17 protein-coding genes are annotated in these 22770 nt (G+C 38.7%); 3 read left to right on the forward strand and 14 right to left on the reverse strand.

Annotated features, from left to right (window positions below):
* Nucleotides 1–80: 80 nt before the first annotated feature.
* Nucleotides 81–806, reverse strand: a complete 726-nt coding sequence (trmJ, locus tag I6F65_RS11745; RefSeq protein ID WP_197113005.1) for a tRNA (cytosine(32)/uridine(32)-2'-O)-methyltransferase TrmJ — start codon at nucleotides 804–806, stop codon at nucleotides 81–83.
* Nucleotides 807–1164: 358 nt separating this feature from the next.
* Here trmJ and I6F65_RS22060 point away from each other — a divergent pair, with 358 nt between their 5' ends.
* Entirely contained in the window at nucleotides 1165–1827 is a 663-nt protein-coding gene (locus tag I6F65_RS22060) for an ankyrin repeat domain-containing protein (RefSeq protein ID WP_197113007.1), read from the forward strand.
* Between the two features lie 460 nt (nucleotides 1828–2287).
* Here I6F65_RS22060 and I6F65_RS11755 read toward each other — a convergent pair whose 3' ends face one another.
* The 4 genes from I6F65_RS11755 to I6F65_RS11770 form a co-directional block, all read right to left on the reverse strand.
* A complete protein-coding gene (locus tag I6F65_RS11755; RefSeq protein ID WP_024612848.1) occupies nucleotides 2288–3043 on the reverse strand; it encodes a class I SAM-dependent methyltransferase in 756 nt (251 codons plus the stop codon).
* A gap of 57 nt (nucleotides 3044–3100) precedes the next feature.
* Nucleotides 3101–4282, reverse strand: a complete 1182-nt coding sequence (locus I6F65_RS11760) for a PleD family two-component system response regulator (protein ID WP_197113009.1) — start codon at nucleotides 4280–4282, stop codon at nucleotides 3101–3103.
* Nucleotides 4283–4416: 134 nt separating this feature from the next.
* On the reverse strand, nucleotides 4417–6459 hold the full coding sequence (prlC, locus tag I6F65_RS11765) for an oligopeptidase A (protein WP_197113011.1): 2043 nt from the start codon (nucleotides 6457–6459) through the stop codon (nucleotides 4417–4419).
* Nucleotides 6460–6545: 86 nt separating this feature from the next.
* The gene (locus I6F65_RS11770; protein WP_024612851.1) at nucleotides 6546–7220 is read right to left on the reverse strand and encodes a DUF2461 domain-containing protein; all 675 of its coding nucleotides are present in this window, start codon (nucleotides 7218–7220) and stop codon (nucleotides 6546–6548) included.
* Nucleotides 7221–7298: 78 nt separating this feature from the next.
* On the opposite strand from I6F65_RS11770, the gene gorA reads away from it, so the two are divergent.
* Together gorA and I6F65_RS11780 are read left to right on the forward strand one after the other, a co-directional pair.
* Entirely contained in the window at nucleotides 7299–8660 is a 1362-nt protein-coding gene (gene gorA, locus I6F65_RS11775; protein ID WP_024612852.1) for a glutathione-disulfide reductase, read from the forward strand.
* 146 nt (nucleotides 8661–8806) lie between these two features.
* Nucleotides 8807–9643 carry a mechanosensitive ion channel family protein gene (locus I6F65_RS11780; protein WP_166109397.1) on the forward strand — a complete coding sequence of 279 codons (837 nt, stop codon included), beginning with the start codon at nucleotides 8807–8809 and terminating at the stop codon, nucleotides 9641–9643.
* Nucleotides 9644–9973: 330 nt separating this feature from the next.
* On the opposite strand, the gene tldD is transcribed toward I6F65_RS11780, so the two are convergent.
* The 9 genes from tldD to I6F65_RS11825 all read right to left on the reverse strand — a co-directional run bounded on the left by tldD (nucleotide 9974) and on the right by I6F65_RS11825 (nucleotide 22688).
* A complete protein-coding gene (gene tldD / locus I6F65_RS11785; RefSeq protein WP_166109398.1) occupies nucleotides 9974–11413 on the reverse strand; it encodes a metalloprotease TldD in 1440 nt (479 codons plus the stop codon).
* Nucleotides 11410–12249: a carbon-nitrogen hydrolase family protein gene (locus tag I6F65_RS11790; RefSeq protein ID WP_166109399.1), complete on the reverse strand. Its 840-nt coding sequence runs from the start codon at nucleotides 12247–12249 to the stop codon at nucleotides 11410–11412. Before I6F65_RS11790 ends, tldD begins: the two co-directional genes overlap by 4 nt.
* Nucleotides 12246–16103 (reverse strand): YhdP family protein, encoded by a 3858-nt coding sequence (locus tag I6F65_RS11795; RefSeq protein ID WP_197113013.1) that lies wholly within the window; start codon nucleotides 16101–16103, stop codon nucleotides 12246–12248. The genes I6F65_RS11790 and I6F65_RS11795 overlap by 4 nt, the downstream gene beginning before the upstream one ends.
* Nucleotides 16103–17575, reverse strand: coding sequence for a ribonuclease G (gene rng, locus I6F65_RS11800; RefSeq protein WP_024612854.1), 1473 nt, complete (start codon nucleotides 17573–17575; stop codon nucleotides 16103–16105). Before rng ends, I6F65_RS11795 begins: the two co-directional genes overlap by 1 nt.
* Before the next feature lies 1 nt (nucleotide 17576).
* Nucleotides 17577–18146: a nucleoside triphosphate pyrophosphatase gene (locus tag I6F65_RS11805; protein ID WP_197113015.1), complete on the reverse strand. Its 570-nt coding sequence runs from the start codon at nucleotides 18144–18146 to the stop codon at nucleotides 17577–17579.
* Entirely contained in the window at nucleotides 18147–18626 is a 480-nt protein-coding gene (gene mreD, locus I6F65_RS11810) for a rod shape-determining protein MreD (RefSeq protein ID WP_024612856.1), read from the reverse strand.
* Nucleotides 18619–19461, reverse strand: coding sequence for a rod shape-determining protein MreC (mreC, locus tag I6F65_RS11815; protein WP_173399998.1), 843 nt, complete (start codon nucleotides 19459–19461; stop codon nucleotides 18619–18621). The genes mreD and mreC overlap by 8 nt, the downstream gene beginning before the upstream one ends.
* Nucleotides 19461–20504: a rod shape-determining protein gene (locus I6F65_RS11820; RefSeq protein ID WP_024612858.1), complete on the reverse strand. Its 1044-nt coding sequence runs from the start codon at nucleotides 20502–20504 to the stop codon at nucleotides 19461–19463. The genes mreC and I6F65_RS11820 overlap by 1 nt, the downstream gene beginning before the upstream one ends.
* 135 nt (nucleotides 20505–20639) lie before the next feature.
* Entirely contained in the window at nucleotides 20640–22688 is a 2049-nt protein-coding gene (locus I6F65_RS11825) for a formylglycine-generating enzyme family protein (protein ID WP_197113018.1), read from the reverse strand.
* Nucleotides 22689–22770 lie beyond the last annotated feature (82 nt).

The raw sequence follows: 22770 nt of genomic DNA on the forward strand, positions 1-22770 counted from the left end.
GTATTTTAGTCAAGTATTAGCTAGTTATTTAACCACTGGTTTTTATAACTAATAGCTATACCTAAGTTGCTATAGTTTAATTACTTAGGTACAGACTTATTAATTGAAGTGAGGATGCCGCGTAAAATATTCATTTCAGCATCTTCAGGGCGAGCACGGTTAAACAAACGACGTAATTTAGTCATCACAATACCGGGGTGCTGTTTAACTATAAAACCCGTTTTAAATAACGTGTCTTCAAGATGATCGTAAAATAACTCAGTTTGTTTTGAACTTGGGTAAACAGTATCGTCTTCTTCAGTCGCTTTGGGCTGTTGATTCAAAAATGCCATACGTGTTTCATAACACAACGTTTGTACTGCCATTGCTAAGTTTAGCGAACTGTACTCTGGATTTGCAGGAATACACACATGGTAATTACAAAGTTGTAACTCATCATTGCTTAAACCACTATTTTCACGACCAAACACAAGTGCTACAGGACCATTTACCGCTTCAGCCACTAGTTTTTCACCACATTCACGTGGCTCAACCATAGGCCAAGAAAGCGTACGCGAACGAGCACTAGTGCCTATTGTTAATGCACAATCTGCAATCGCATCTGCAACGGTATCTACAATTACAACATTACCTAAAACATCACTTGCGCCGGCAGCTAATGCGCTAGCTTGGCTGTCAATTTCACATGCAGGATCTACTAAATAAAGTTTTGATAAACCCATTGTTTTCATGGCGCGTGCCGCCGAACCAATATTACCAGAGTGCGAGGTGTTAACTAAAACAACGCGAATATCATCTAAGATCATTGCTGTGCTACTTATCTATAAGCCAAAAAATTGCGCGAATTCTAACATGAAAACTCTCTAAGATCCTAGATTCTAAAACTTAGATCCTTAAATCAAACACTAATAAAGCGAGATATACCGCTTCTTGGGGAGGAGTAATACTTGGATTCAAAAATGAAGGGGTATGCTATTTAATTATTGTATGATGTTTACATTTTTGATTCTTACTTTCGTTTTTGCTAGTTTGTTTTTAATTTATATAAAAGGAATTATAAAATTGAGATTATTAGATATATCCCTCTCTTGTATTGGTTTGCTTATCTCTTTATTCAATACACCATTTATTCATTATGCTTTATTAGAAATAAGGTATTAATCAGTGAATCTATCAAAAGTCGTTTTTGTCACTACCATTGCGCTATTTAGTTTTGCCTGTTCGGATAATAGAACCGAAGATACTCAGCCTGAATCAAATGCACTCACTTTAGAGCCATTTACAACTATGTCTAAAAAGCCGAAAGAAACTAAACGTTATGTGGTCAACAATAAAATGATAGCCGCAATCAAAACGCATGACTTCGGTGTTTTTCGTCGTGCCTATGAAAAAACAGATAATAAGAACTTTTTTATTATTGATGAAGACGGTACAGATATCTATTATTTATTTATGTTTATGGGAGTTGATGATTCTCGGTATTTTGATTTGATTCTTGAGCATTCGAATCCAAATATAGTTGATAAGCTTAACGGTATAACTCCACTTTTTAGAGCGTCCTTTCATTGCCAATTGGATAAAGCTAAAAAACTTATTGAAAAAGGCGCGAACGTTAATTATGTTTCACAAACAGAAACTTACTATACCCATAATGCAAAGGGGGTTACACCTTTGCATATAACTGCAAGTAATTCATGCTACCAATTAACTAAGTTGTTTTTGGCGCATGGAGCAAATAAACAAGTGAGAACTGAAGAGGGTCTTACCCCTTATGGCATTGCAATAAACAGCTCAAATCCTGCAATGGCTAAACTGCTTAGTTTTTAAGCTTAGCTGTAGTGCAGAGATAAAATAGAGTAAGAAAGCTTAAACGGTTAGAGTTCAGTATTAATGCTGGTTTAGATATTTCAGATACAGCTATGGGAACTAGCGATTACCTTAAAAGCTATAGAGAAGAAATGCTGCTCAATGTAGAGGCGATATAACCTGTGAGGTTTATATACGAGGTCAATATCAAAAATTCAGTGTTGACTGAATGTTAGCTAATTTAGGTAATACCTCAACGGGCAAGCTTTTTTAATGAATACATTTCAAAGATATGCTCCAAAAGAAATTTGTGATTACTTAGAGTTTTGCGCAAAAATTGCAGATAGGAAAAGAAAAGCCAAGTAACTGTGTAGTATTGTTTTAGTGGCTTTGTAGTAAATAGGAGAATATAGCTGGACAGATTTGTGCTCTCACAGACAATTCTGTTGTCGCTGCAAGCAGACTATGTTTATAGCGATATTTAAACCATTGCTGCTTTTACATAAACATCAAATCTGTTTTTCTTTGTTTTTATTTGCATACTCGGCGTTTTATCATTTAAAAACGGGGCGTAATCGGGACGCTTTACAACGACACGCTTGCTAGCAAGTGGATAGGCAAATTCCAGTAAGTCGTCAGCGTCGTTATCGGCGCCCACTAACTCTTGAAATACGCGCATTTCTTTTTTAACTAAGGCTGATTTTTCGCGGTGCGGAAACATAGGGTCTAAATACACAACATCAGGCATGCTCTCGCATTGCGCTAATAATGTGTGGCTTGAGCCAAATACTAAGCTCATGTTTTCTTTCATCCATAAGCCAATTTCGGTATCGCTATAAGCACGCTGCAAGCCATCATATAATAGTGCAGCTACAACCGGATGGCGCTCGTGCAGTATAACTTTGCACCCAAGTGATGCAAGTACAAAACCGTCACGCCCAAGGCCAGCAGTTGCATCTAGCACGACCGGAGTTGCACCTTTGTTTAACCCTACAGCTTTAGCAATTGCTTGCCCTTTACCACCGCCAAACTTGCGTCTGTGAGCAGCAGCACCAGTTACAAAATCTACGCTAATTGCGCCTAATTTTGGCTCGTCGGTTTTATATAAACTAAGTCCTTTATCGTCGTAATGTAAGCTAAAGCCATTACTATGTTGCGCCCATTGGGCTAAACCAAAGCGTGTTTCTAGCTCATTTAAATAAGGGCGTAACTCTTTAAAAGCACACTGAATAACCACAATAAACTCCGACGATAAAATACCTTCGCAGTATATCAACCAGTACTCTTTAAAGCACTAAAATAGCTCTATATCGTTAGTATGAATAACATTAGACTCCACAGTAATTTCCGCTTTACTGCGTAAATTAGCTAAAAGCTCGTTGCGACTTTCGGTAATATGCTTTAATTGATATTTAATAAATGCTAAATCACTATTAGCCGAGGTAAATAGCTGCATAGTTTGATCAAGTTGCGACATATACAAATCTAAATCTGCGGTGTTAGTTATTTCACTTTGCAATTTAATAGCACAATCGAGCTCATGTAGTTGCTCTATAAACTGCTTAGTGGTGTTATTTTGTATTACATTTTGGCTATTTAATTGCTTTGTAATATCTTGAAGTGCAGTGCTCACTTGAGAAGCTTGTTCGTAACCACTTTCGTCTCTTTCCATACTAACGACTTTTTCGTTGGTAACGTTTAAAATATGTGGGAATAAATCTTTATAGTGTCCGTACAATAAGTGGTTATCAACTGGCATATTTTTTATTAGCAGTGATATTTTAGGGTAATTTATAATTGTGCTATTACCAATATCAACAAATCGCTCGGCATGTCTATGTTGCTCTAATAGCTCTTGCTCTAAAGGGCATACACCGCTTTGCTGGCTATAAAAAATACCTTTGTTTTTGTACCAAAAAACCACAGCAATATCTAAATCAAAAGGCTTAAAAAAAGCTAAAAAATGTTCACTCAATGTTTGAAAATTATTTGAATGATAGCTCTGCCCGACATAGCGCATTATTCGCCCCATATCACCCGATTCAGTCATTGCCATTTCGGCTGTTTTATTTGCTTTCTCTATATCGAATTTTAGTCTTACGCATTGCTGACGGTACTCATATAGCACTTTTATTCGTGCCATTAGCTCCTCAGCATTAAAAGGTTTAGTTATATAATCACTGGCGCCTACACTATAACCTTTTACGCGATCAGCAAGCTCAACTTTAGAAGATAAAAACATAACAGGAATATCTTTAGTTGACTCATTTTCTTTAATTATTTGGCACACTTCATATCCTGATTTACCTGGCATTTCTATATCGAGCAAAATAATATCTGGATTGTATTTGTTGGTAAGCCTTAGTCCTTCATCACCATCTTTAGCATGTATAACTTTACAAAACCCCGCTAGAGATTCTTCAATAATATGATGGACGTATTTGTCATCATCTATCGCTAATACCAACTTTGCCATGCCTTAGTCCATTTTAATAGGTGTATTAAGAGCATAGTACGGCAGGTTAAAATTACTAGATAATAATTAAAAAACAATAAAAAAGCGCCATAGAGGCGCTTTAATAAACGTAAGTCAAATTTTAATAGAGTGACTTAAGCGGTAGCAATACCACTGTGACGAAGTAATGCATCAACACTTGGCTCACGACCTCGGAAGTTTTTAAATAACTCCATTGGCTCTTCACTACCACCTTTTTCTAAAATATTTTGCATAAATGATTGCCCCGTTTGCGGGTTAAAAATACCTTCTTCTTCAAACTTAGAAAATGCATCTGCTGATAATACTTCAGCCCATTTATAAGAGTAGTACCCTGCGCTATAACCACCTGCAAATATATGGCTAAAGCCATGTTGAAAACGGTTAAACTCAGGCGGTTTAACAACAGAAGTACGGTTACGCACATCGTTTAGAACTGCTTGAATTTGACACGGCTGACCTGCTACATAATCATTATGAATTTTAAAGTCGAATAACGAAAACTCAATTTGACGCAGCATTTGCATACCTGAATTGTAGTTTTTAGCCGCGAGTAACTTATCTAGTAACTCTTTTGGTAATGGCTCACCCGTTTCATAATGACCAGAAATAAAGCTCAGTGCTTCTTCGTCGTAACACCAGTTCTCTAAAAACTGACTTGGCAGCTCTACCGCATCCCACGCAACACCATTAATACCAGCAACAGGTGCAGCATCAACTTGTGTAAGCATATGATGAATACCATGACCAAACTCATGGAACAACGTTGTTACTTCGTCATGAGTAAACAGTGCAGGTTTATCACCAACCGCTTTATTAAAGTTACACACTAAATAAGCAACTGGAGTTTGTAATTCGCCATTAGCACGTACTTTACGACCCATACAGTCATCCATCCATGCGCCACCACGTTTGTGATCTCGTGCGTATAAATCAAGATAAAAACGACCGCGTAATGTATTGCTGCTATCAACTATTTCAAAAAAGCGTACATCTTTATGATAACTATCAAAATCAGTTACTTCTTTAACGCTAATACCAAATAAGCGATTAACTGTTTCAAATAATCCGCTAAGCACTTTATTTGCTGGGAAGTAAGGACGCAGTACTTCATCTGAAATAGCGTACTTTTCTTGCTTTAACTTTTCACTGTAATACCCAAAATCCCATGCTTCTAACTCTGTAATACCGTGTTGTTGCTGAGCGTAAGCTTTAAGCTCGGCAACTTCTTGCTCTGCTTGCGGCTTTGACTTGGCAGCGAGGTCTTCTAAAAATGAGAATACTTGCTCAGGTGTTTCAGCCATTTTTGTAGCAAGTGACTTTTCAGCGTAGCTGTTAAAGCCTAGTAATTGTGAAATTTCATGACGAAGCGCAAGTTCTTCACTCATTATTGCTGAGTTATCAAACTCTCCTGCATTAGGACCTTGATCCGAGGCACGAGTAGAAAACGCGGTGTAAGTTTCTTTACGAAGCTCTCGGTTATCTGCAAACGTCATAATTGGTAAATATGATGGAATGTCGAGTGTGATAACCCAACCTTCTAGATCTCTATTTTTTGCAGTATCTGCTGCAAGCGCTAAAGCAGATTCTGGTAAGCCAGCAAGTTCACTTTCATCTGTAATATGCTTATGCCAAGCAAGCGTGGCATCCATTACGTTATTGCCAAATTTAGAAGCAAGCTCTGATAAGCGAACGCTAATTTCACCGTAGCGTTTTTGTTGCTCTGGCGCTAAGGCAATACCCGACAATTTAAAATCACGCAGTGCATTAGTAATACTTTTTTGTTGAGCAGTGGTTAACGTTTTAAATTCATCACTATTATAAAGTGCGTTATATGCTTCAAATAAACCTTGGTGTTGCCCTACAAATGTTGAGTACTCAGAAATAAGCGGCAAGCACTGCTCGTAAGCTTCACGCAGTTCGTCGTTGTTCATTACCGAATTTAAATGTGAGACAGGAGAAAATAGTCGCGATAATTTATCGTCAGCTTCTTCAAGTGGTAATACTAGGTCATTCCACGTGTACGATTTTTTGGCTAGTACATCGTCAATCGCTTTACGACAAAGCTCAATACCGTGCTTAAGTGCTGGCACTACATATTCTGGCTTTATTTTTGAAAATGGTGGTAAGCCTTCAAGGCCGATTAATGGGTTGCTCATAAATAGTCTCTTTGCGTGAATGCATTACATTTTAAATTGGGTCTAAAAGTAAAAAAACAACTCTACCGTTTTTAAGTTACATGATTTTAATATGGCTGCCCTAGTGCAAAACATAAATATCCCATAAGTGGGTCAGCAACTTTATAACGCTCTAGCACCGTATCAATTAAGTTATTACTGCATACTTGTTTTTGAGTAAATGGGCTTATCGCTATAAAGTCTTTTCTTTTTAGCTCATTTATTAAAGGATGTTCTTTTTCAAAACCACGTGGCGGGCGCTTTAATGACTCACCCGACATTTCATAAACAGACTTAAATTGATCGTTAAAAATTGCTTTTTTATAGCTATTTGGATTTTCATCAATGCAATGGCGAATATTATTAAGTACTTTTGATTCTGGACGCCAAATACCTGCCCCAACAAAACACTCGTCATTAGCTAAGTGAAAGTAAAAACCCGGAGCGTGTACGTCTTTCCCCATAAAATGACGAAATTGAATGCCTACATTTATTTTGTACGGTGTCTTATCTTTACTAAAACGCGCGTCTTTATGGATTCTCATTAAACTGCCACCCACTTTTTTATCTGATGCTATAAAGTGGCTAGAAATACCCATTAAAGGAGCCTGCATTTGCCTAATGAAATCTAAAGCAGGCTCTCTTACGTATTCCTCATACTGTGATTTATGGTCATTAAACCAGTCTCTATTATTCTTTTGATCAAGCTGAGCAAGAAATTCGAATGTTTTTTTACTAAACATAGGTCACCTAAACACTCTTTATTTTTAAAACTTAATGTTATGCTAATACGCATAAAACTCAACGCCTAAGGACATAAAATGACACAACACTTTGATTATATTGCAATCGGTGGTGGTAGTGGTGGTATTGCCTCTGCAAATAGAGCTGCGATGCGTGGCGCTAAAGTAGCACTTATTGAAGCAAAACACATGGGTGGCACTTGCGTAAACGTAGGTTGCGTACCTAAAAAAGTAATGTGGCACGGTGCTCAAGTTGCTGAAGCTATTAATTTATATGCACCAGATTACGGTTTTGATATTGAAGTAAAAGGCTTTGACTGGGGTAAATTAGTAGAAAGTCGTGAAGCCTATATCGCTCGCATTCATAAAGGTTACGACAGCGGTCTTGCTAGTAATGGCGTTACAGTAATTAAAGGCTTTGCTAAATTCGTAGATAGTAAAACAGTTGAAGTAAATGGCGAGCATTATACTGCCGATCATATGTTGATAGCTGTTGGCGGTCGTCCGAGCATTCCAAATATTGAGGGTGCTGAGCACGGTATTGACTCAAATGGTTTTTTTGAGCTAAAAGAACAACCTAAACGTGTTGCTGTTATTGGCGCAGGCTACATAGCAGTTGAGCTTGCTGGTGTATTACAAGGTTTAGGCACTGAAACACATTTATTCGTGCGTAAACACGCACCACTTCGCAGCTTTGACCCATATATTATAGATACACTTGTTGAGGTTATGGCTACAGAAGGACCAACCTTACACACGCATTCTGTACCACATAAACTTGTTAAAGAAGACGATGGCTCAGTAACGCTACATTTAGATAATGGCAAAAGCCATAACGTAGATCAGGTTATTTGGGCAATTGGTCGTGAGCCAACAACAGATTCTATCAACGTAGCAGCAGCAGGCGTTGAAGTTAACAGCAGCGGCTTTGTAAAAGTTGATGAGTATCAAAACACTACAGCTAAAAATGTTTATGCTGTGGGCGATATTATCGAAGGTGGTATTGAGCTTACTCCTGTGGCGGTTAAAGCCGGTCGTACTTTGTCTGAGCGCTTATTTAATAAAGACTTACCAGATGACTTAAAGATGGATTACAGCTTGGTTCCTACTGTTGTATTTAGTCATCCACCTATTGGTACAATTGGTTTAACTGAGCAAGAAGCAATCTCTCAGTACGGTGAAGAAAACGTAAAAATTTATCAATCTGGTTTTACAGCAATGTATACCGCTGTAACTAAGCATCGCCAGCCTTGTAAAATGAAACTTGTATGTGCAGGTCCTGACGAAAAAGTAGTGGGTCTACACGGTATTGGTTTTGCAGTCGACGAAATGATTCAGGGCTTTGCTGTGGCAATGAAAATGGGCGCAACAAAAGCAGACTTTGATGCGACTGTAGCCCTTCATCCAACGGGCTCGGAAGAGTTTGTTACGATGCGATAGGTTTACAATTTAGTAGTTTAAAAAAACCCCTAGATATTAGATTATCTAGGGGTTTTTTATTAATATTAATGTTAAATTAGCGACTATATTCGTGCACTACTCAATACAGAACTACACTCTAATAAAGTTATAGCCATTAGGAAATTATGAATAAAGATATACTGTTACACCCATTTCTTCTTTCACTGGTAATGCTTACTATTGCATTCGTCTTAAAGGTGCTAGTTGATAAATTAGCGAAGAATCGTGCAGAAAAAAAAGAAAAAGATATCCGCTACATTGCACACAATATAAAGCACTTCATTAATTTTACGATGGTTTTGTTGCTCCTGTTTATATGGTCAACTGAGATTCAAAACTTTGCATTATCTATCGCTGCTTTTGCAGTGGCTATTGTGCTTGCTACCCGAGAATTTATTCAGTGTATTATTGGCTTTTTTTACTTGGTAACAACACGACCATTTAGAGTAGGAGATTGGATTCAGGTAGGTGATTATTTTGGTGAAGTTGCTGAAACCGATTGGATTAAAACCACCATGCATGAAATTGATATACACACATATCAATTTTCAAGAAAAACAATCTACATTCCAAATAACAAACTGATCACCAGTTCAATAAAAAATCTAAACTTTGTTAAGCGCTTTGTTACTCATCACTTTATTATTGTACGCAGAGAAAGTTTTAATCCATACCCGATTCATGACACGCTGACTGAAAGAGCGAAACTTTACTGTGAAGAATTTCAAGAAGTAGCTAGTCGATACAACTCAATGATTGAACGTAAATTAGATGCAAAAATTTCAGGTCCTGAGCCTGTAATACATTTTGGCACAACCGATTTAGGTGAGTTTAAGGCGAGTTTTACCTTATTTTGCCCTACAGAAAAAGCCCTTGAAATAGAGCACAAGCTAACAGAGTGCTTTTTTGCGTTATGGTATAAAGAAGCTGAAAAAAATAAAGAGGATGCAAGTGACGTGTAAACCTCACCTACGATAAATATCCACCTTGTAGGTGCGAATTTACTTCGCACTAATGTAACTTAGCTTTAATGCAAACAAAGCGAGGTATAAAACCTCACCTACAGTAAATATCAAACCTATAAACGCGAACTTACTTCGCGCGTATAGAGTCCCGCTTTTAAAAATAAAAGGCGAGGTGTAAAACCTCACCTACAATAAACATCAAGCACATAGGTGCGAATTTACTTCGCACCTAAAGTCCAGCTTAAAAGTAAAAAGCGAGGTGTAAAACCTCACCTATAATAAACATCAAGCACGTAGGTGTTAATTCACTTCGCGCTTGAGTAATATTTAAGCCGTACCGCCTACCGTTAGTTTATCAATTTTTAAACTTGGCTGACCTACGCCTACCGGTACACTTTGACCATCTTTACCACAAACACCCACGCCTTTATCAAGCGCTAAATCATTACCTACCATTGATATTTGTTGCATTACTTCAGGACCATTACCAATTAGCGTAGCGCCCTTAATTGGCTGAGTAATTTTACCGTTTTCGATTAAATACGCTTCTGATGCACTAAATACAAATTTGCCAGACGTAATATCAACTTGTCCGCCGCCAAAGTTTGGAGCAAACACACCCTTTTTAACGCTGCTGATAATATCGGCTTGGCTATGCTCTCCGCCCAACATATAAGTGTTAGTCATGCGTGGCATAGGCAAATGTGCGTAAGACTCACGACGTGCGTTACCAGTAGGGCTTACTCCCATTAAACGTGCGTTTAGCTTATCTTGCATGTAACCTTTTAGAATACCGTTTTCGATAAGTACATTGTAAGCTGCTGGGGTACCTTCATCATCTACGTTGAGTGAACCACGACGATCAGCCATTGTGCCATCATCAACAACGGTACACAGCTCAGACGCTACTTTTTGACCAACTTTACCGCTAAATGCAGACGCGCCTTTACGATTAAAGTCACCTTCTAAACCGTGCCCTACTGCTTCATGTAAAAGCACGCCAGGCCAACCATTTCCAAGCACAACTTCCATTGTACCTGCTGGTGCATCAATCGCTTCTAGGTTTACTTTAGCTTGACGAACAGCTTCCTCAGCAAATTCCATCCAGCGCGGCTTACCGTCAACAAGCTCTTTAAAATAGCCATAATCTAAACGAGCACCACCACCTGCACCGCCACGTTCACGGCGGCCATTTTTTTCAAGTAATACCGAACAGTTTAAGCGAATAAGTGGTCGAATATCAGTAGCAAAAGTACCGTCGCTGGCTGCTATTAATACTTCTTCGTATACGGCCGACATTGAACTAATTACTTGTTCTGCGTCTGGTGCTAACTCTCGAATATAATTTTCAAGTTCGCGTAATAAGTTAACTTTGTCTGTATCGCTCATGCTCGAAATTGGTTGATGCGGTGCAAACTGCTCTTTAGCTTTAACATCGCTAAATACTTTAATCGCTCTATCTTCGCCAGCATCGGCAATGCTACGTGCAGCTGTTGCTGCTTTATTTAGCGCTTCAAGGTTGATTGCATCAGAGTAAGAAAAACCTGTTTTTTCACCACTTACAGCACGTACGCCAACGCCGCGCTCAACATTATAAGAACCTTCTTTAACTAAGCCGTCTTCAAGCACCCACGATTCATGATGGCTTGATTGAAAGTATAAATCGGCATAGTCCACTTTATGTTGGTGAATGTAGGCAAGCGTTTTTTCGAGTTCGTCTCGATTTAGCTGGCTGTCGTGTAATAAATGCTGTTCAACCGAATTCATAATAAATGCTCTCTAAATCGTTGATGAGATTGCACAGGCATATCTCGTCTAATTTTGTGTAACTGGTTTAAATCTGCGTTGCAGCTTATAAAACCGGTGCCTATTGGCAATTCAGCAAGGGTGTTACCCCAAGGTGAAATAATAATACTGTGACCGTAAGTTTGTCGGCCATTTTCATGTGTACCGTGCTGGGCTGCCGCTACTATATAGCATTGCGTTTCAATTGCGCGAGCAGTTAATAATGGCTGCCAATGCGCTTGCCCTGTTACGACGGTAAATGCGCTGGGCACTAATATAATTTCAGCTCCTTGGCGCACTAACTCATTAAATAAGCCACTAAAGCGCAGATCATAACATACTGTTAAGCCAATTTTACCAAAGGGAGTGTCTACAACAATTACTTCCTTACCTGCTTGGGTAAAGTCTGACTCGCGGTAGCTTCCTGTTGTATCGTCTACATTTACGTCAAATAGATGTATTTTGTTGTAAGAGGCAACAAGCTCGCCTTGGTTATTATATAGATGCGACGCAGCGTAATATTTATTGTTATTATGAAGCTCAGGGATTGTTCCTGCGCTTAACCAAATATTATGGTGTTTGCACAGTTCACTTAATTGCTGTTTGTATTGCTCAATGCGTTTGGCAACTAAAAGCGTATCGCTGCCACTTTTACTAAAGACTAAAAAAGCTTCGGGTAAACACACTAACATTGGGCGTGTTGTTGGTAAGGTTTGAAGTGCAAGCTTAAGTTCTTCAATATTTTCATCTGCGTTTAACTTAGAACACATTTGCAGAGCAATTATTGTTGGTGCAACTACACTACTAGCCTTACTCATTGTGTTACCGTAACGCCCGCATTTTTAAACTTTGACTCTGCTGATGCTTGTGGCTGATTTTGCGCGGCTTGGGGCAGCGTAACTTCTCGACTTTTTCTATCAAGCTCTTGAACGATAGGATCGTTCATTTTTCCTGTTACTTTAAAGTTGATCTCTGAGATCACCCGAGCTGAATGAATAACCTTATCCAGAGCTAATGCGGCAAGCCCTGTTACAGGATTTACCATCCACGCAACAATAACTGGAATACTTGACGTTACCTGCGGCGCCACAGCAAGATCATAATCTATATCAAGTGTGTTTAAATTTGCATAACCTTTAATAGTTAAATCGGCTGGTACGCCATCCATTTTAGTATCTTTAGTGTAAGCAATACCATTTTCTAGCTGCATTGAGCCTTGCATGCTGTTGTAAAAAAATCCTTTTGAGAACACATCTCTAAAATCGAGTTTTAGCTTACGTACTAGCGAATCTAGACTCAGTAAAGAAAATACCCGCGCACCGCCATCACTTACTTCAGTCAAGTGCCCTTCGCCTAAATCCCAATCAACAGTGCCACTTAAGCTTGGTACATCAAAGTCATAAGGTGCAGCTTTCCACGTCAGATTATAATTAATGTTGGCTTTAGAATCTTTAATCGCGGTGGTTAAATCAAACTCATTAAACAATGCTCCAATATCTTCACTTTTAAGATTACCGCTTAGTTCTGTTACACCATTTTGCCAATCGCCTTTGGTGCGTAAAACATGATCGCCTTTATCAATAACTAATTGCGAAATAATAAAACGTTTACTGTCACTCAATACTGAGGCGCTCACTTTACCTAATTGATAATTTGCTACCTTACAGTCTGCACATTCAAATTCTATTGCTGGTACTTTAGTTAACCAACTTAGATCTTTAGCAGGAAGGATATCTGTTACTTCTAATTTTTGTGCTGGTGGCTCAATAAAGTTAAGTCTTAAGTAATCGCTGCTGATACGAATTGGTTGGGTCGGCTGCGATGAAGGAATAAACACACTTGCTCGCAACTCTTTAGCATTAAGCTTTAAATATAAGTCATTTTGTACCGGCGTTAAGCGCATTTCAAAGTCGTTAAATACAACATTACTCGCATTCAGCGTATCAATGCTTGCTACTACTTCGCTAAGTGGCGGCATAATGCCTTTTGACTTTTTATTAGGGTTTGCTTTAGCTGTATTAATAATTTGATTAATTAGATCAAACCAAGGCACCAGTTCTGTTTTTTCAAGGTTAATGCTAACGCTTAAATCTTTTGGGTTAAGCCCTAAATCCTGCTTTCCAAGCACAAAGTGCACATTACTAAATTGCTGCTTACCATTTTCTAAAATCGCATTAAAGTAGAACTGCTGGTTAGCATTTGCAGTAACTAAGTTAGAAATTTCATCACCTTGTATTAAGGCATCAAGGGGCCATACTTGCTCACTACTTTTACTATAAGGTGCCGGTAAATTACTTACTAAACCAATTAAAGGCGAAGCGACCTTAGCTCGATAATTAAAGCCTTGCTCGGTAAAATTAAGCACTAAACCAATATCAACATTAGTTTGCCCGCTTAAATAGTTATTTAAAATACCTTGAGCATTATCGATAAGAGTTTCGGCATCTAGTTGTGCATTTATATCAATATTTGCTTGGTAGTCTTTATTATTACTTTTACTATTGTAATCAATATTAAGCGGCATACCCAACCAAGTTGCAGTGGTATTTTTAAGGGTTATATTATCGTTTTCGAAATGCAGTTCACCAGTAAAGTTGTCTAGTTGAATACCAGGACTGGCTATATAAACAGGGAGTTCTGTTAAGCCTAATACGCCACTTACACTTGCTCCGCCTTTAAATTTAGAGCCAACTAATAATTCTATATTGGCATTTGCTTCCCCTTTTATTTGCACAACATTAAAAATGTTAGCTAGAGGTTTAGCAAGGGGGGTAGCTGTAAAAAAATCATGCAGCTTTTCCATCGGTATTTTTTTATCTATTTGTACAATTAATTCATCTGCACTCATTAAGTCAGCAATGCTTACCTTTATACCACTACCAATGTCTAAATTTACGAGCTTGCCTTTTTGGCTATATATATCCATTCGTTCATTTGAAAAGTGTAATTGCAAGTCTGCATCAGTGACTGTCGGCCAGTCTGGATCAAATTGATATGCTGCATTATCGATTTGCGCAACAAAATCAAATTGCCCTGAGTTATCAGTAAATGGAAATCCCGAAAGTGGACCTGAAAACAACACTTGTGCTTTAGAAACTTCACCACCTTTAATTGCACCATTTAAATAAGTCACCAGCTTTGGGGTCATTATTTTTAAAGGTAAATAACGCCCTAAAATACTTACATCGGGAATGAACGTCTCTGCGTATAAATCAAGGCGTGGGCTATCACCTAAGCTAAGCTGCATTTCTCCAGCAAACGTTATATCGTTATTATCAAACCAGATATCATCGCTGCTAACATGCCAGCCATCGTCTTGTTTTGCTAAATCTAAATCTATATTAAGTTGGTTATAATCTATATCGTGACTAAAGCTTTCGCCGGTAACAAATGTGCCGTTTTCACCAAATAACGAGATACGACCACGGCCTTGATTCATTAAGCCATCTACGCGCAGTGCTTGCGCTGCTGGTATTGAATTTAGTTCTTGCCAGCCAATATTATTAGCGTCAAACCATAACTGCCATTGCTCGGGGTTAGTGAAGCTTAAGTAAGCTTGTTTAATTTGCCCGCTAGGAGCTCGAGCTAAAAAGGGGTCTAAACCATCAAAATTACTTAAGGCGGCTAAATTACTAAGAAGTTCTAAATCAACCTGTTGCAACCATATCTTACTTTGAGCGCCTATTTTTGCCTCAAACTCTAAACTTGGCCATGCCTTATCGTTGCTATTAAACGTTAAGCCGGTACTTTTTAAGTGCCAACCTTTTTGTTCTGGGTATAAGTGAAAACCACCTTCGCTTAAACTAACGCTTTGTTCTTGAGTATCATGTTGCCAGCGAACAAAACTTGGTAACCACTGCATTTTTATATCACTTACTAAGCCTTTTTCTAGCTTTAACCACGCCTGTAAGTTTATATCGCTACGTAATTGTTGTTTTTCAGTACTGATGTATTGAGCTAACCAGTTAGATACATCAACTTTATTAGCTTGCACATACATATCGCCAGCGACTTGCTCTATAGTTTTACCTGTAAGCGCTATACGGGCGTCAAAATTACCAACTGAAATACCTGGCAGTGCCAATTCACCACTGCCTAAATGCTGTTCTTCTTCATTTTGCCAAATAATATTTTTAAGCAGTAATTTTCGCTCTGTACCATCTTCTAATATAAAGTTAATACTGGAATTTTCTATTGCAAAATGACCCGTTTCACCTAAAAAAAGCCCTTCGATTAGCTCTTTTTGTTCAAACGAAACCTCACCTTTATCATCACCATTAAACAAATTATCAACATTCACACTGGTATGAAAACCATTAATAACAAAGTAATTAGATTTTAACTGCAGCGTTTTTAAGCTTTCCCATAAGTTTAGTTCTAAGCTTGTTTTAGCTATGGTGAGCGAAATAGGAGCTGTTTCGTTATCTTTAAAGGATAAATCTTCAAGTACTAAAGAAGGACCATTACCTTGCCAATTAGCCGAAATTGCGCCAATTGAAAGACTTACTGCAAACTTATCATGTAGGTAAGTTTCTATATCGCCTTTGTAATCGTTTACATATGGAAGGGTGTATTTCAAAATTGAAACAATAACGGCCAGTAATACCAAAACTATGGCGCAGGTTTGCCATAACTTTCTAAAACAAAAAAAACAGGCCGCTTTTACCGTCATTACATCATTACCACATCAAACTGTTCTTGGCTGTATAAACTCTCTGTTTGAATATTGACTTGTTTACCGATGAATAGTTCAAGCTCAGCAAGATTATGATACTCATCATTAAGTAAGGCTTCACTTACCGCAGGCGCTGCATACACCATAAACTTGTCGGCAGCATAAGCACGATTAACACGTACTATTTCACGTAGTATTTCGTAACAAACCGTCTCAACCGTTTTTTGCGAGCCACGACCAGAACATGCTGGGCACACATCACATAAAATATGCTCTAAGCTTTCGCGCGTACGTTTACGCGTCATTTCAACTAAACCAAGCGCTGAAAGCCCATTTATATTAGTTTTAGTACGATCCTTTGCTAAAGCAGATTCAAGTGAGTGTAATACACGACGCTTATGATCTTCACTTATCATATCGATAAAGTCGATAATAATAATACCGCCTAAATTACGTAACCTCAGTTGACGAGCAATTGCAGAAGTAGCTTCTACATTGGTATTAAAAATTGTTTCTTCTAAGTTTCGATGCCCAACAAAAGCACCTGTATTTACATCAACAGTGGTCATCGCTTCGGTCTGGTCAATAATTATATAACCACCCGACTTTAACGTGACTTTACGATGTAATGCTTTTTGAATTTCATTTTCAACATCAAATAGATCAAATATAGGTCGCTCGCCAGGATAGTATTCTAAAACCTGAGAAAGCTGTGGAACAAATTCTTCTGTAAATAACTTTAGCTCTTCATGAGTAAGCTTTGAGTCAACACGAATACGCTCCATGTCTTCTCCTACGTAATCACGTAGGGTTCTAAAGGCAAGTGTTAGGTCTTCATGTAATATACTCGCTTTACTTGTTTTTTTACGGCGAGATGTTATTTTTTCCCATAACTTTCTTAAAAATCCAGCATCGTGTCGTAATTCAGCTTCACTTGCGCCCTCAGCTGCGGTACGCACGATAAAGCTGCCGTTTTCATCGCCATACTCAGCGACTATTTTTTTAAGACGAGAACGTTCTTCTTCAGTTTCAATGCGCTGACTAACCCCTACATGGGTCGCATCTGGCATAAAAACTAAATAGCGAGAAGGTATTGTAATGTCGGTGGTAAGTCTTGCACCTTTAGTACCAAGTGGATCTTTAACCACTTGCACCATAATGTATTGACCTTGGCGAACAAGTTCACGAATATCTTGTACTTTTTTTATTGGAACGTCGTCTACGCCTTCAACAATTGATGCACTATTTACAATATCTGATGCATGCAAAAATGCCGCTTTTTCAAGACCTATATCTACAAAAGCAGCTTGCATACCCGGCAGAACTCGGCTTATTTTTCCTAGATAGATATTACCCACAATACCTAGGTTACCAATTCGCTCTAGCTGAATTTCTTGTAGTACACCGTTTTCTATTAGGGCAACACGGCTTTCACTTGGCGTGACATTTATTAGTAATTCTGTACTCATGTTACCTTCTTAAGAATGTTTTTAATAATTGTTCGGTCTCATACAAAGGTAAGCCTACAACGGAAAAATAGCTACCCGAAATATGAGTAACAAAACGTCCGCCTAAGCCTTGAATGCCATAACCACCGGCTTTATCTTGTGGTTCTCCACTTTGCCAATAGGCTTTTATTTCTTCATCTGTGAGAGTTTTAAAAGTAACATCTGTACTTACAACGCAACTCAATACTTTTTCTTGTGTCGCAAAAGCAACTGCCGTTAATACTTGGTGCGTATTACCCGACAAACGCTTTAAGGTATGCGTAAAATCGGCTTCGTCACGAGGTTTACAAAGTGATTGGTTATCTATAACCACTACAGTATCACTACCAAGCACAGGACGGTCTGTATAACCGAGCTCAACGCCAGAGCATGCTTTTAAACGCGCTAAGCGTTCTACATACTCATACGGGGGCTCATTTGGATATTGGCTTTCATCAGCATCAACACTAAATTGTGAAAACTCGATACCTAACTGAGTTAGTAGCTCTTTGCGGCGAGGAGAGGCAGAAGCCAAATATACTGAGGTTGTCATTTACCTGATCCTAAAATGTCTGCGATATTTACGAAGTAATAAAAACAACCAAACCCAACTTAACGTACCGGTTAAAACAGGCCATAAATATTGTGGATTAAAGTAAACACCAAGCAAAAAGTGATTTAACCAAAATTGCATTAAATGATATAACGTTAAAAATAAGCCAATTAATAAGCTTTGTTGCCAAAGCGAAAAGTTGCGAATTTTTTGAAAATTACTTGCCGTTACAAAAATACAAATTGAGTAAGTAAGTGAGTTAACTCCAAGCGGTGAACCCGATGCTAGGTCGATTAATAAACCCACCACCCACGCTGTACCAATATTTATACGATGCGGCACTGCAAGTGACCAATACATTAATACCAGCAATACCCAATCCGGTCTAAATGGTTCGAACGAAAATGGTAACGGCATTAATGCCATTACCAGTGCAAGAAATATGCTTAGTGCAATTAACAATGAATAACGACTAATCATTGTTTAAGCGCTCCTGTTGATTTCGCCATAAAATAACTAATAAGCGAATACGGTCTAACTGCGCAATAGGCTCTGCGTAAACTTGTGCAAAAGGACGCCCTTCATCACGATTAATCTCAGTAACAACAGCTACCGGGTAACCCTCAGGAAAAGTGCCCCCGAGCCCTGATGTTACTAATATATCGCCAATACGAACATCTAAGCTATGAGGTACATGCGAGAGCTTAACTACATTAATTTTACCAATCCCTTCAACCACTGTTCGCACATCATTTCGTAAAATACGCACTGGTGTTGCATGTGTTGTATCGGTCATTAATAAAACACGAGATGTTGTTGAGCCAACTTTAGTGAGCTGCCCTACAACCCCCATTTCGTCAATAACAGCCTGCCCTTCGCTAAGTCCATCTGTTGTGCCACGATTAATAACAACCTGATGGCTATACGGATTAGAATGAACGGAGAGTACCTGTGCAATAATTTTACGATTAGGTTGTTTTGCAGATGAGCCGAGCAAAGCACGAAGTTTTTGATTTTCTCTGGCTAGAAATTGATACTGCTGAAGTTGCTCGCTTTGTAGCATTTGCTTCTTTTTAAGCGCCTCATTTTCAGTAAGGAGTTGATCACGTGTATGTAAACTTTTAGCGCTTAAGCTGAATAACTCGTAGGGTAAATTAGCAACGTAAATTAATGGGCTTACGAGGGTGTTTAGGCTGGTACGAACAACCGTACCACCTTGTGTGTACCTGTCTGCGGCTATGAGTGCGATACTCAAAAACACTGCGACAAAAAGTCGCAGCTGCAAGGATACAGTTCTTCCAAACATTAATTTCATTAGTCGTAACTAAAAACGTCACCACCGTGAACATCAATCATCTCAAGTGCTTTACCGCCACCACGTGCAACACATGTAAGCGGATCGTCGGCAACAACAACAGGAATACCCGTTTCTTCCATTAATAAACGATCTAAATCTTTTAATAATGCACCGCCGCCAGTAAGTACCATACCGTGAGCAGAAATGTCAGATGCAAGCTCTGGTGGTGACTGCTCAAGTGCAACCATAACCGCACTTACAATACCCATTAGTGGTTCTTGTAATGCTTCTAAAATCTCATGTGAGTTAAGCATAAATGAACGCGGAACACCTTCTGCAAGGTTACGACCACGTACTTCAATTTCGATTGGTTCATCTGTTTTAAATGCAGAACCGATTTGATGTTTAATATTTTCAGCGGTTGCTTCACCAATTAAACTACCAAAGTTACGACGTACATAATTGATAATAGCTTCATCAAACTTATCGCCACCAATACGTACCGAAGAAGAGTAAACAACACCGTTAAGTGAAATAATAGCAACTTCAGTTGTACCACCACCAATATCAACAACCATTGAGCCAGTTGCTTCTGATACTGGTAAGCCTGCACCAATTGCTGCTGCCATTGGTTCTTCAATTAGGTAAACTTCACGCGCACCGGCACCCATTGCAGATTCACGTATTGCACGTTTTTCTACTTGAGTTGCACCACATGGTACACAAATTAGTACTCGTGGGCTTGGGCGCATAAAGTTGTTGTTATGCACTTGCTTAATAAAGTGTTGTAACATTTTTTCGGTTACAAAAAAGTCAGCGATAACACCGTCTTTCATTGGACGAATTGCTTTTATATTGCCAGGCGTACGACCCAACATAAGTTTTGCTTCTGTACCTACAGATGCAACACTTTTAGGTCCACCAGCACGCTCTTGGCGTATAGCAACTACTGAAGGTTCATTTAATACAATGCCTTCGTCTTTTACATAAATTAGGGTATTGGCTGTACCCAAGTCGATCGATAGATCGTTAGAAAAAATACCACGGAGTTTTTTAAACATGAGGCTGGATGACCTTAGAAATACGTTCTTATGTTAGCTGCTTCACTTCAACATGCTTAGTTAGTTGAGCAATGTGAAGTACAGCTGCCTTTGTTAATTTTGAAAAAGGAAGCTATTAAGCTTCCTTACTAAATATTATCGTTCGCGTACTAAGCGAAAACCAATGTAGTTAGATCTAAAATCAGGCGCTAAAATTAAACGCGTTGACGCACGAGCAAGACTTGGGGCAAAATTCCAGGCTCCACCTCTTACTGCAACATCAGACTCACCTGATTTTTTATCGGTCCATTCCCACACATTGCCTACGGTATCGTATAATCCAAATGCATTAGGAGAAAAAGAACCAACAGGCGCTGCACGTTTGTTTGACCATTCGCTACCACACCAACCACAGTTAGCTAAATTTTTACCAATTTCGTTACCCCAAGGGTACTCAGTTTCAGTTCCTGCGCGTGCTGCGTATTCCCACTCAACTTCACTTGGTAAACGAAATTGCTGCCCTGTTTGACCAGATAACCACTCAGCATATGCTTTAGCATCATTATAGGTTAAACATACAGCCGGAAAATCATTACTTTGTTCAAAACCAGGATTACGCCAATTTAAATCGTTTTCCCATACAGGCTCACCATTTAAATAATACGCACACCCTTTACTTTGCTCTGCTTGCGTTTTATAACCAGTGTTTGATACGAATTTTTCGTATGCACCCACTGTCACTTCTTTGCTTTGCATAGCAAATGAATTTGCTATCGCCTTTTCAATAACAGGACGTTCATTAGCCAGACCATTGCCATTAATGTCACCCATTTTGAACTTACCAGCAGGAATAACAACAACAGGTGTTTCAACATTTGTGCTTGAAACAATAACGTTTTGGCTCACCTGGCGAGTTTCAACTTTTGGTTGCTCACGAGTGTACGTCGGTGCAGCAATCGACTCAGACTTTTTTACTAAGTTTGCGTGAATGGTTTGTGCCTTAGTCAAATCTATACGAGCTTGATAAGGTTTATAACCTAACTTACGAATTTCAATGTTATGAACACCGCTTGGTAAGCGAGTTATTAAACGTGTTGAGCCAAAGCTTACACCATCAATAAACACTTCATCATCATATACATTCGAACGTAATGTAAGCTCAACAGACTCGTATTTATCCTTGTTCAATATTACTGGATAATCTCTTTCCGCTGATGCTTTTTTTACTGAGTAATCACGTATAGGCTGCTTATTTAAACGAGATACAGATACCGTGTCGGTATTATCCGCGTTATTACTGAATGTTAACTGACTATCAGAATAAGTATTATTGTACGAAGGCTGATATGTAGTTGCCAGTGGAGTTCCATATTCAGAACAATAGCGATTATCAACACTTAATAAGCTACATAAGCGGCTGCTATTAACTTCACCACGCATTGTTACGCTTAGATTAACGTTGTAATTACCTTGTCCACTAAAAGCACTATTTACTACGTGGCTACTTAAAATTTGTACTTGCGCGCCGGCCATATTACGCTTTGGCTCTACTAAACGCTCTTCAGTTAAGTTTGCAAAAATTTGGTCTACAAAGCGTTTGGTCGCTTTTTGTAAACCCATTTGCTGACCGCGTTGCTCACATGCTGCAAGTGTTTCTGTACGCTTACAATTTATTGTGTGATTAACTTCAAGTGCACCTTCTCGGGTAAACTCGTTACGCAAACGCTCAACGCGAGCCGTTGTTAATTGCTCTTTTAAGGTTTCTAAAGTATTTAAAAGTGTATGTTTGGCAACACGAATCTGTTCAATATCTTTACGGTGGGATGCAATTGCCGCCAACTGCATAGAAATATCATCTTTATTTTGCTTGTGATCGGCCACCGCTTTTTGATAACGCGATTGAGCCGTACTAATATCAAGCGTAGGATCGTCGATTAATCGGCGATACATTTCATTCATCGCATCAAGGGCTTGGTTTTTTTCTTTATCTAGCTCAGTAGAACGAGAACGAAGTAATTCCAGTTGGTTTTGTAACTGACTTTCTTCTTTTAAGTGTTTATCAAGTATTCTTGTCGAGTTATCGTATTCTGTTTGTTTAATACTAATCTCTGAATCAATTCCAGTCACAGTAGCAGTGTCTTGTGCAAATGCACTACTAGCTATCAAACTAGCTGAAATTAAAAGAGATAAAGAAGCAATTCGCATATATTCCAGTCCCAAAAAGCGGCAATTATTTGGTCGTTATTATTTTTATAATCAAACCCGTATGCTATGTACTTGAAGCACA

It is taken from the genome of Pseudoalteromonas sp. SWXJZ94C (genome assembly GCF_015864385.1).
Lineage (GTDB): Bacteria > Pseudomonadota > Gammaproteobacteria > Enterobacterales > Alteromonadaceae > Pseudoalteromonas.